The sequence below is a fragment of the Anaerobutyricum soehngenii genome (assembly GCF_009697165.1).
Classification (GTDB): Bacteria; Bacillota; Clostridia; order Lachnospirales; family Lachnospiraceae; genus Anaerobutyricum; species Anaerobutyricum soehngenii.
The window spans coordinates 84,388-96,555 of sequence record NZ_VULP01000007.1 but is presented as its reverse complement, the minus strand read 5'-3'; the positions used below and the strand labels follow the sequence as shown (position 1 = coordinate 96,555).

The following is a 12,168-nucleotide window of genomic DNA, read 5'->3' as shown; positions in this document are numbered from 1 at the left end:
CCCAGATGCGGCTTCGGAGCGTGTTTAAGATGCGAACGAGCATTTTAAACACAGCGACTACAAAGCAGATGGGATGTATTATTTTTTTCTTTTTTCGTCTACACGAAATCTACAGATCAGTATTTATTTTATTGGTTTTAATACTTCTTTTCCTCCCATATATGGACGGAGAGGTGCTGGAATTCTTACAGAGCCATCCTCATTTAAGTTATTCTCAAGGAATGCAATTAACATACGAGGTGGTGCTACTACTGTATTATTTAATGTGTGGGCAAAATATTTACCTTTTTCACCTGTTACACGAATCTTCAGTCGTCTTGCCTGAGCATCTCCTAAATTAGAGCAGCTTCCTACTTCAAAATATTTCTTCTGACGAGGAGACCATGCTTCTACATCGATAGATTTTACTTTAAGATCTGCTAAGTCTCCGGAACAACATTCAAGTGTACGAACAGGGATATCCATAGAACGGAATAAATCTACAGTGTTCTGCCATAATTTATCAAACCACATCTTGCTTTCTTCTGGCTCACATACAACGATCATTTCCTGTTTTTCAAACTGGTGAATACGATATACTCCTCGTTCTTCGATACCATGTGCACCTTTTTCCTTACGGAAACATGGAGAATAAGATGTCAGTGTTCTTGGCAGCGTATCCGCTGGTAAAACAGTATCAATAAACTTACCAATCATGGAATGTTCGCTAGTTCCGATTAAATATAAATCTTCACCTTCGATTTTATACATCATCGCATCCATCTCGGCAAAACTCATAACACCTGTAACAACATTGCTGCGAATCATGAAAGGAGGTACACAATAAGTAAATCCTCTGTCAATCATGAAATCTCTTGCATAAGAAATTACTGCTGAATGAAGTCTCGCAATATCACCCATTAAATAATAGAATCCGTTACCGGCAACTTTTCTTGCACTATCTAAATCAATTCCATCAAATCTTCCCATAATGTCTGTATGGTATGGAACTTCAAACTCAGGAACAAATGGTTCACCGTACTTCTGAATCTCAACATTCTCACTATCATCTTTACCGATCGGAACACTTGGGTCAATGATATTAGGAATAATCATCATAATTTTCTTCACTTTTTCCCCAAGTTCTGCTTCTAATTTTTCAAGTTCTGCCAGGCGTTCTGCATTCTTCGTAACCTGCTCTTTTACAGCGTCAGCTTCCTCTTTCTTACCCTGTGCCATTAATGCACCGATCTGCTTAGAAATCTTCTTTCTATTTGATCTTAAATCATCTGCTTCCTGCTGAGTTGCTCTTCTCTGTGCATCTAATTCAATTACCTCATCTACTAAAGGAAGCTTCTCATCCTGAAATTTATTACGGATGTTCTGTTTTACAACTTCTGGATTTTCTCTAACAAATTTTAAATCTAACATTATCAATATTCCTCCTGTGTTATAGAAGCGGGAATTCTCCCGACTAAATTCAAGTCGAGCTGCTGCGAGACTTGGCGCGTGATTCTGATCAGCGTAAGCTGACATATTCTTTACAGAATCACTGCGCATCCTCGCGTAGCGTTTATCTCAGTCGGAGATTGGACTCCCACTGAGACAAATTTGCTGTCACTCACCACCTGAAAGAGGTGGGAGTCTTCTCGACTGAGATAAAAAAAGAACCCTTCTACCCTACATCATGGGACGAAGAATTCCGTGTTGCCACCCAAATTGCTGTTATATAAACATATCCAAATACATCAAACGATCCTGTCTTAAATATGAAAAACGATAACAGCCTCTCGTCGGTACGTTAAAGGATACCAGCCTTTGACTTTCGTCAATGCTCAAAAAGTGGAAAGGTACTTCCGCCTGCTGATTCTCACCAACCATCAACTCTCTTAAAAACATCCATACCGTAGCTTCTCTCAACGCAACAACTCTATATTCCTGTCTATTATAAGTCAGAAAGAAATTCTTTGCAACTATTATTTTCTAAAATACTAATTTGATGGACTAGAGAGACGAAAAGCAGAAATTTGAGATAGAAGAAAATGTGAAGATAGTCGCTTCGTAGAAAATGCCTGACCGGCATTTTTACTAGCTCCGACATCACATTTTCTTCTATCTCAAATTTCTGCTTTTCTGTTCTTTGGTTCCAGATGGAAATTAGTATTTAAAGCTTGGATGGGAATAAGTGGCTTGCCCAGAATGCTTTGGTTTTTATTTGGAATAAAAATCTCCAGAAGAGAATATCTTCTCCTAAATAATTGTAGTTAGTCTTCTTACAATTCAGCATAGAATTTTGTTTCAGCAGCTGTCTGTTTTTAATAATAAATAGCAAATTAGTGATTTCTGTTGGAAAGAGAAGAGGATTCTCCAGGAGATTATGATTTTTAATCAAAGAACTATTTTGCCGTAAGAAAATATTCTTCATCTGGAGCCTTTATTTGGATGAAAACCATAGATTTCCGAGCAATCCCCATTCTCACCAACTGTGAGTTTTGTATAGTCAGAAAAAAGAAAGAATACCTATCCCAGATGCGGCTTCGGAGCATGTTTAAGATGCGAACGAGCATTTTAAACACAGCGACTACAGAGCAGATGGGATATGGTATTCTTTCTTTTTTCGTCTACACAAAATTTACAAATTAGTGTTTATTTTCCCGGTACCACGATTTGTATTGCCTGTGGAATGATACTGATATTTACCGGGAAACCTTCCGGTAATTCTTCTCCATCGTAATCTACTTTTACTTCCTCTCCGGACAGATTCTCTATCTGAAGGTTTTCTGTCTGAATATATTCTACTGCCGGATGATTTACATGATCCCCCTGTAATATAGAGATCATTAATGGAAGCATCTGAAAAATATCCATTTTCTTTATAATCACTGCATCAAATAAACCATCGGAAACTGATGCCAGAGGGGCAATCTCCCTAAATCCGCCTACACTCTGTGAGTTTGCAATCATAAATAGGAGAACTTCTTCTTCTATTGTCTTATCGTCTGTTGCGAATCTCATTTTCCAGCTTTTTCCGAATTGTTTCGGAAGTTCTGCCGCTCCTTCTAAATAGTAGGCTAACTTACCCATTACTGCTTTTTTATCTTTAGATACCTTAAATCCTGTATCCGATAATAAACCTGCTGCTACTACGTTAATAAAATACTTGTCGTTTACTTTACCAACATCTACTTTTTTAAGTTGGAAATCTGCTATCATATCGCAGAATTCTCTTGGGGTTTGCGGAAGATTTAAATATGTAGCGAAATCATTAACTGTTCCTGCAGAAATGACAGCAACCGGAGTCTCGCTTTTACTCATTACTACTCCATTAATTACCTCATTAAGTGTTCCGTCGCCTCCAACAGCAACGACAAAGTCATACTGGCCTTTTTCCAGTGCGGCTGCTTTATTCAAGGCATCATCCTGTTTCTCTGTATAGAAAACATCTATTGTATTACATATCTGGTCAATGACCAGCATTCCCGCAATCTCCTTAATCTTATCAATAAAATTCTGCCTTCCAGAAGATGGATTAATGATAAACAAGCCTTTCATCACTTTCCTATACCTCCCTAATAAATTTTTATATACTCTCGGTACTTTTCTTTTAAATTCCAGTTCATTTATTCTATCATAGCGTTACATTCATTACAAGATTTTTACATATATTTCATTTATAAATCACTTGGTTTAACACGAAATATAGAGGAATTCCGCACAAAGGCATATCTCTTATAATATTTTTATGCTATGATATCAAAAGAAAAAGGTCAAAACTCCGTTCGTGCCTGCACGTTAAGGGATTTGTCTTTAGGACCCGCGGAACATATAAATATATGAAGGGAGATTCTTATGAAAATTCTTGTAGTTGAAGATGAACCGGATTTAAATCACATTATTACAAAACACCTTAAAGCAGAAGGATATATCGTAGATTCCTGTTTTAATGGAAATGATGCGGTATATTATATTACAGAAGAAAGTTATGATGCCATTTTACTTGATGCCATGCTTCCCGGAAAAGATGGCTTTGAGGTTCTAAAAGATATACGGAATAAAAAAATAGAGACCCCTGTTATGTTCCTTACTGCGCGTGATCAGACCAACGATATTGTAACAGGGCTTGATTATGGTGCAGACGACTATGTTGTCAAACCGTTTTCTTTTGATGAAGTTCTTGCCCGGCTTCGCGTTATTATAAAGCGCTGTCCTCAAAAACACAGTACTTCTTATTCCTGTGGAGATCTGATAATAGATACTGATCAAAAATCTGTTTCGCGAGATGGTATCCTCATCGAGCTTTCTCCAAAAGAATATTCTATTTTAGAATATATGATGCGAAACAAAAATATCGCGCTTTCCCGCTCACAGATAGAATCTAATGCCTGGGGGATTGACTTTGATGGAGAATCCAATATTATTGATGTATATATACGATATCTTAGAAAAAAAGTGGATGATGATTTTGATGTAAAACTTATTCAAACCATTCGAGGAATCGGATATATGCTAAAATCTCCTGAACAATAATAAAGATAAGGGAATGCTATGAACCATAAAGAAAAACAATCAATTACTCACTATATTTCTATTCGCTTTGCCGCAATTATATTGATTATGGCAGCTATAATGATACTGTTTATTTCATATTTTTCCAATAAAACAATTTACTTTGATATCAGAAGGCAGATCCGCCGGGAAAGCCGTTATGATTTTCTTAACGTTGAAGTCCGAAATGGGAAAATTTTAGTAGACAAAAATTTTATTTTCCGGGAAAATCATGTACAAAAACTTGTTTTAGATAATAAGGGCCGAACAATCCGCGGTCATTATCCAGACAAAGAATTAAACAATTATCCTCTAAATCAGTGGGATTTTAGGCGAGTGAAATGTTCCTCTGGATATTATTATATTTTTGACCGGCCCTTTTTAAAAAAAGACATCATTACTAATAAGCAAATTCTTGTTATTATAAGAAACATTGGAAAAGAAACGGATTTTAACAGCCAATACCAGGCTATGAAATACATATCCTATACTTTTACTTTTGTAATCAGTATTATTGGTCTTTTACTAATCGGCGCTGTCTCTTCCCGACTTACAATTCCTATGAAAGAAATAAAAGATACTGCTGATACTATCGGTATCGAAGGTAATCTTGCAAAGCGTATTGAATCTGCTACTGCATTTAAAGAAATGGATGCTATGATTCAGGCAAATAATCGTATGATGGACCGATTAGAAGATCTGTTTCACCAACAACAGCAATTTACCTCTGATGTTGCTCATGAACTTCGAACCCCTGCATCTATTATATCAGCAGAATGTCAGTATTTAAAAAAATATGGGGGAACAATAAACGATTATATGGATTCCCTGACTGTAATCGCACGTCAAAATGCAAAAACAAATGAAATTATTACTCAGCTTCTTCAACTTTCCCGCTTAGAACAGGGGAGAATAAAAGAAGACTTTGAATACTCCTGTTTAAAAGATCTTATTGAATCTATTTGTGAGGCAGAACCACTTCGTATGCAAAAACAAATATCTGTTCAATATGATCTCAAAAACATATCTATTTACATGAACATAAGCCTTATGGCTATCGCTATCAAAAATCTTATAAATAATGCGATGAAATATAGCGAAAACCAGTCTTTTGTCAAACTTAGATTATGGGAAAAAGACAATCTTGCTATTTTTGAAATAGAAGATCATGGGTGTGGTATGGACGAAGAAACACAGAAGCACATTTACGACCGTTTTTATCGTGCAGATAAATCCAGGAATACACCGGGCTTTGGATTGGGACTTTCTCTGGTACAGAAAATCACAGAATTGCATAAAGGATCAATATCTGTAAAAAGTAAAGTGAATGAAGGCTCTATTTTTACACTTTCTCTCCCCAAAGAAGCAGCTATTTCTAATATGCGGTCACAGGAAGCTTTTTAATTTAATTTTAATGTTTTTAAGATATTCTCTTTTTCGTTTACAAAAAAACTTTAAGAAAAGAGGATATCATGAAAACATTATATATACACATCGGCTGTCCAAAAACTGCCACTACTTCCATCCAATATTTTTGCAACGAAAATAAAGAAAACCTTGCAAAACATGGGGTTTATTTTCCTGTATTTGAACAAACTTATCCTGATATAAACCCTTTTCGAAATGCACATTTTCTTATTGCTCCACAATATGATAAAAATGGTAAAATAAATATATTAGAAGAAAAAAAGCTTTTTCGCTTTAACATGGATCACATTATTCATATGTTTTCTAAATATGATAATGTTCTCCTCTCTGATGAAGGAATCTGGTATGCCGCACATTTTAAAAAAAGAGACTTGTGGGAAACATTACGAAAGGAATCTCTCCATAATGCATTTAAAATAAAAATTATCGTTTATCTCAGACGACAAGATGCTTTATTAAATGCCATGTGGAATCAAAAAATAAAAAAATCTAAAAAAAGATTTTGCTCTATGACATGGGAAGAATTTATCCACACTACTCCTTCCGCAGTATATCTTGATTACGCAGAAGGACTAAATGAAATCGCTGCCGAATTAGGAAGTGAAAACATTATCGTACGACGCTATGGGAAACGATATTTTAAAAATCATTCTATTTATGATGATTTTCTGGACATCTTTGGACTTGCTCTAACAGACGAATATACCATTAGCACTTTTGAAAGAAATGCTCGTCTTAGCGGGAATACGAATGAAATACAACGAATCCTCAATAGTGTTCCGTCTGCCAGCCAGAAAGATTATACTTTCTTTTACCATATGCTTTCTGAAGTTACCTCCGAAGACCCGGACAAAGAAAAACTAAAACATCCAGCTAAAACTATACTTTCCAAAGTTTTAAAATAAAAGAGAAAAAGGTCTGGTAATCGCATCTGCAATCACCAGACCTTTTTCATTCTATCTATTCGTTTCTGAATAGATTATTATTCAATTGCAATATATTGTTTTTCCTCTACCGGTTTCTGAACTTCTTTCGGTACTGCTACCGTAAGAATTCCGTTATTAAAAGCAGCTTTCAAATCTTCCTGTTTTACGCCTTCACCAACATAGAAGCTTCTCTGGCAACTTCCACTGTATCTTTCTTTACGGATATAATTACCTTCTTTATCTTTTTCATCTTTATTGGTATTCTGCTGTGCAGTAACTGTCAGATAACCATCTTTCAGTTCTGCTTTGATGTTTTCTTTTTCAACTCCAGGCATTTCCATTTCGAGTTCATAGTGATCTCCGGCATCTTTTACATCTGTCTTCATAAGATCATAGTTAGCAGTTGTATAATTACCTGCGAATGGGAACATATCATCAAATACATCATCTACAAAATTATTTCCAAAAATACTAGGCATCATCATAAGTCATTTCTCCCTTCAAAACTAAATTTTAATCTCTATAATTCAGGCTACTATATTTCGCCTTTCTTATAATCCATATTACCTATATCTTATCAAATACCTCATGGGTATCTGTTATTTTTCCATGTATTAATATTCTGATTTATCTTTTTCTAAGATTATCTTATCAATTATTCACCAATTGTAATGTATTTCTTCTCTTCCTTGGCTGTTTTATCTTCTTTTGGAACGGTAATGCTCAAAATACCATTCTTGAATGCGGCTTTAATATCTTCCTGTTTTACACCTTCTCCGATATAAAAGCTTCTTGATAAGTTACCGGCATAACGTTCACGGCGGATATATTTACCTGTCTTTTTATCTGTTTCATCTTTATCTAAACCTTTTGCGGCAGAAATCGTAAGATATCCATTCTCAAGTTCCAGCTTAATCTCATCTTTCTTAAATCCTGGAAGGTCAATATCTACTTCATAGCTATCTTTCTTTTCTCTTACATCTGTTTTCATAAGGTTCTTTGCATGTTTTCCATATAACGGATTCTTCTTACCAAAAAATCTCTTCTCAACCGGTGCGTCAAACCAGCTATCAAAATCATCAAATAAATTCTCTCCAAAAATACTAGGCATCATCATAAGTCATTTCTCCTTTCGAAATCTTTAAACTGTCTTCAGCAAATCGGAAGCTTCTTTCTTTCGACTATGTTGAAATGAATTTTATGAACTTCGGTTCAGAACTTCTTTTTTATCTTCTTATCTCTTTATGTCCTCTCCTTTGTTCTAGCTGTAATATAACACCTATTATTAGCCATGTCAAGTGTTGAGTGCTAAAATTTTGTGAACATTTTGTGAACAATAAAAAAGCCATTATATAAAACTTCAACTTCCGTAAACATGAAGGCTGCTGGCAGGCATCCTCACATAGTGCTGTAAATCTGTTTTACATAATGACTTTTTTATTCGTTTTATTTGTGTTTAATAATTCTTTATTACTACTGTTCCGTCTGAATACTTGATTTCCCAGTAGCCATGACCGGAACCATCACAGTCCGGTACTTTTCGTTTTGAAACGATATGTTTTCCAGAACCAGAAGATTTCTGTGAAGATTGCTGTGGTTTTTCTTTTGTGCCTTCTGTAACAATCTTAGAAACAGGCTCTTTGATTACCTTTTCTTTTACTTTTTTGCGGCTCTCTTCTTTGCCATCTACATAAGTAATCTGATATGTAACTTCTTTAGAGCCATTCACGCCCTCTCTTGTTACTTTACTTGAACCTACATACATAGAAGAGGATTTTTGTGTTTCCACACTAAATGCAATCTCTTCTGTCTTCTTTTCTTTTCTTGTTTCAACTCGTTCTACTACAACTTTTGTTCCTTCTTTTAAAGGTTTATTTAATGCAGGGCGTATACGATCCTTTTTGGAAAGAGCAATATTATTTTCGTTAAGAAGTTCTTTGACTGTTTTTGCCTGAGTGACTGTCTTTTTTGTCTTGCCATCTGCCCGTAGAGAAACTTCTACCCGGCGGATTACCTGGATATCCATGTCATCCGTACAGCTTGCCTCTAAATCATGATTTACGATATCATGTTTTCCAAGAGTAATCCCTGCTTGTTCAAGGACATCTTTTACCTTGCCGCCGAGGATTTCTACTTCCTGTTCTTTATTATCATCCGATACTTTTAACTTTTCATAACGAGCTATCTCTATTTTTTCTTCTCCGCTATCTAGTTTCGTAGTAAGGGATGGGGTAATTTGATCCTTCTTATTCAGAGTAATCTCCGCTTCTTTAAGAATATCAGATACAGAGGAACCTTTCGCTACAGCAAGTTTTGTCTGTACCTGACCATCCTGGATACTTACATTCATATCTGCCTTTTTATTTGACTGACATCCGGACAACATACTCAGGGAAAATATACCTGCTGCAATTGCAATTATATATTTATTTACTCTCATACTATTCTCCCTTCAAGCTCTGTCCCACAAGATAAAGACCCTGCTCTGACTCTACATAAACCTGAACTTTCGTCTTTGTATCTACTGTCTCCTGTGGAAGATACAGACGATACTCTGTAGTGTCTAAAGAATCAGCAGAAGAATTAGCATTCACCAGATACGCCTGATAAATATGCTGATCAGAATCTTCTCCAACCGCTACATATACTTTCATTCCTGGTGTGACATATTTAGAATCAAGCTTTCCAGAAACTTCTGTATAAGCAGTATCTGCTTCACTGACACCCACATGAACTGTGGTCTTTGTCTCTACCTGTTTTGCTTCACCGGATAACTTTGTCTCTGATGGAGTAAACATTGGTGGATCTGTTATAAAGTCTTTTAAATTTCTTTCTACCTTTTCTATAATAACAGTGTCTGCCTTGGATTCCTGCATATATTTTTCTAACGGATATGGCATCTCTTTTGAAAATACAGCTTTCTCATAGGACTGTGCCATCCATGGAAGTAATGTATTTCCAAAGGAATCACGAAACATTAAAAGAGAACCCTGGGCCTTTTTGTTTGTTGTCGTGATATATGCATCTTCCACGCTTTTCGTATCAGATGTGTATGTATAATTCTTCTTATATTGATAATCATAATTCCATTCCGGCTGGCTCCACATCGGATAAATCATCTTGTTCAGATCTCCGATTTCTGTCTTTGTTCGAAGTACCGGCACCGTCTCATACAATTCATGCTCTTTATTTAAATCTGTGAGCAGCGCATTATATGCAAGCAAAGAACCTTTTTCATTCCAGTGAGAATCTCTCTTCAAATACAAAGTTTCTTTCTTATTGGAAAAAAGCTGATACAAATCTGTATATGCTACTTTATTCGATTTAAGAGCCTTTATGATATTCGTATAATTTCTCTCACTACTTACCTTAGACTGGTCATAATATGGCATATTTTTCCCATATAACGAATTCTTATTTGGAGGGACTGCTACTAAAAACTTTGCGCCTCTGCTCTGGACATATTCCTGCACAATAGACAGATTATATGCTGCATTATAAACTTCCTGATCAGACATCAGGTTCTGTCCAAGATAGTTGTCAAGAGAGGCTGTGTAATACAGCCAGTCATTCTTTCCTACAATGACAGTATCCATATTTGATGTTTTAAATAACTTTGCCTGTATCTGCGAATCTACGGAAACCAGAAGATTTCTAAACGCATAATGATCTTCAAAGTATGCTCCTAAATCCTGCAGGTAATTTACATTCCACTTTCCTTCTTCCATAAAAGAAGGGAAAGCAGCCATTGTTCTATTCTCTGTTGTTGTCTCTGTTTTTGCAACTGCCATTCCGGCAAAAGGAAGAATGCACATTACCATAAATATAACAATATATAATTTATATTTCATTTTCATCACATTCCTTCCTCTAAAATCTAAAATAAATAAATGGATTATATGCATTTCCAGAAAGTCGGATCATGCACCATAAAAGTAATACCAGTGTAAATACACTTTTTATTGTTCCGCAAACAGCCAATCCTTTACTTCCTTCCGTCATCTTGCTTCTGATTCCTTTTGCAAGGGAATTTACCGGTGCAGCGCAAAGAACAGCAATGACAAGAATAAAGATAAACCATGGTGTCATCTGCTGCATTGCAAGGCTGTTTCCTGCCGCAGACATAGAAAAGTCGGAGAACATTTTCCGAATAAACATCCATCCCTGCGATAAGGTATCTGCTCGGAAAATAACAAAACCAACCGTAACTACGACTAAGCTATAAATATGTGCCACTACACGAGGAAGTTTCTGAAGCTTTGGAACAAACTCTTCAAGCATCAAAAAGCAGCCATGGAATAATCCCCATACAACAAATGTCCAGTTTGCACCATGCCATAAACCGGTAAGAAAGAATACGATCAATTTATTTATTGCTGTACGAACTTTTCCTTTTCGATTACCTCCTAATGGAATATATACATAATCCTTGAACCAAGAAGATAAGGAAATATGCCACTTTCTCCAGAAGTCACGAATACATGTTGCATCGTATGGATGGTCGAAGTTCTCACGAAAATGAAAACCGAATACCTGTCCAAGCCCAATGGCCATATCACTGTAACCACTGAAATCATAATAAATCTGTAAAAGGTAACTGATTGCCGCAAGCCATGCTGTAACACCATTAATGGATGATGCCTGCGCTGCAAAAATATGATCGGCTACCTGTCCAACTGTATTAGAAATAAGAACTTTTTTTGAAAGACCTATAATAAATCTCTGAAGTCCCTGCATTACCTGTTGTGCATCCGTATGTCTTTCATCAATCTCTTTGCTGATATCTCTATATTTTACAATCGGTCCCGCAATTAACTGTGGGAAGAAAGATATGTACAACAGTACTTTAAAAAAGTTAGTCTGCACTTCCACACGTTCACGATATACATCAATTACATAAGACATAGACTGGAACGTAAAAAAAGATATGCCGATAGGCATAACAATAGCTGGTACTGGTATGTTAGAATGTGCAATCTGATTAATCGTTGTAACGATCATTCCTGTATATTTAAAGAGTCCAAGAACAACAAGACTCAAAATAACATCCAGCGCCAGCAGAGGCTTCTTTGCAGAAGCAGATTTACTGATTCCCATAGCAAGTAGATAATGTACCAGGGAACTTCCTATCATTAATAATACGTATACCGGTTCTCCGTATGCATAGAAGAGGAGGCTGCCTATAATAAGCAGCCCATTTTTCCATCGTATAGATGGCAGTATTGCATATACTATGCAGAGTACAGGGAGAAATATACATAAAAATTCAAATGAACTAAATACCATTTTC

11 protein-coding genes are annotated in these 12,168 nt (G+C 35.9%); 3 read left to right on the top strand and 8 right to left on the bottom strand.

From position 1 onward, the window contains the following. Positions 1–123: 123 nt before the first annotated feature. From serS to FYJ25_RS05300, 3 genes are all read right to left on the bottom strand, one after another. Positions 124–1,410, bottom strand: coding sequence for a serine--tRNA ligase (gene serS / locus FYJ25_RS05310; RefSeq protein WP_154580739.1), 1,287 nt, complete (start codon positions 1,408–1,410; stop codon positions 124–126). A 294-nt stretch (positions 1,411–1,704) separates the two neighbouring features. Further along, positions 1,705–1,899, bottom strand: coding sequence for a hypothetical protein (locus FYJ25_RS05305; protein ID WP_123864820.1), 195 nt, complete (start codon positions 1,897–1,899; stop codon positions 1,705–1,707). Between the two features lie 726 nt (positions 1,900–2,625). Then, a complete protein-coding gene (locus FYJ25_RS05300; protein ID WP_154580747.1) occupies positions 2,626–3,531 on the bottom strand; it encodes a diacylglycerol/lipid kinase family protein in 906 nt (301 codons plus the stop codon). Positions 3,532–3,828: 297 nt separating this feature from the next. On the opposite strand from FYJ25_RS05300, the gene FYJ25_RS05295 reads away from it, so the two are divergent. The 3 genes from FYJ25_RS05295 to FYJ25_RS05285 all read left to right on the top strand — a co-directional run bounded on the left by FYJ25_RS05295 (position 3,829) and on the right by FYJ25_RS05285 (position 6,857). Next, on the top strand, positions 3,829–4,506 hold the full coding sequence (locus FYJ25_RS05295; RefSeq protein WP_147608285.1) for a response regulator transcription factor: 678 nt from the start codon (positions 3,829–3,831) through the stop codon (positions 4,504–4,506). A gap of 18 nt (positions 4,507–4,524) precedes the next feature. Further along, on the top strand, positions 4,525–5,928 hold the full coding sequence (locus FYJ25_RS05290) for a sensor histidine kinase (RefSeq protein ID WP_096238912.1): 1,404 nt from the start codon (positions 4,525–4,527) through the stop codon (positions 5,926–5,928). 68 nt (positions 5,929–5,996) lie between these two features. Next, positions 5,997–6,857, top strand: coding sequence for a hypothetical protein (locus tag FYJ25_RS05285; RefSeq protein WP_154580738.1), 861 nt, complete (start codon positions 5,997–5,999; stop codon positions 6,855–6,857). 77 nt (positions 6,858–6,934) lie between these two features. On the opposite strand, the gene FYJ25_RS05280 is transcribed toward FYJ25_RS05285, so the two are convergent. From FYJ25_RS05280 to FYJ25_RS05260, 5 genes are all read right to left on the bottom strand, one after another. After that, positions 6,935–7,363, bottom strand: a complete 429-nt coding sequence (locus tag FYJ25_RS05280) for an Hsp20/alpha crystallin family protein (protein WP_096238910.1) — start codon at positions 7,361–7,363, stop codon at positions 6,935–6,937. 170 nt (positions 7,364–7,533) lie between these two features. Next, on the bottom strand, positions 7,534–7,995 hold the full coding sequence (locus FYJ25_RS05275) for an Hsp20/alpha crystallin family protein (protein WP_096238909.1): 462 nt from the start codon (positions 7,993–7,995) through the stop codon (positions 7,534–7,536). A gap of 339 nt (positions 7,996–8,334) precedes the next feature. After that, a complete protein-coding gene (locus tag FYJ25_RS05270; RefSeq protein ID WP_154580737.1) occupies positions 8,335–9,318 on the bottom strand; it encodes a ubiquitin-like domain-containing protein in 984 nt (327 codons plus the stop codon). A gap of 1 nt (position 9,319) precedes the next feature. Next, positions 9,320–10,729, bottom strand: a complete 1,410-nt coding sequence (locus FYJ25_RS05265; RefSeq protein WP_167513775.1) for an alginate O-acetyltransferase AlgX-related protein — start codon at positions 10,727–10,729, stop codon at positions 9,320–9,322. A gap of 19 nt (positions 10,730–10,748) precedes the next feature. Continuing rightward, positions 10,749–12,164: an MBOAT family O-acyltransferase gene (locus FYJ25_RS05260; protein WP_154580735.1), complete on the bottom strand. Its 1,416-nt coding sequence runs from the start codon at positions 12,162–12,164 to the stop codon at positions 10,749–10,751. Between the last annotated feature and the right edge of the window lie 4 nt (positions 12,165–12,168).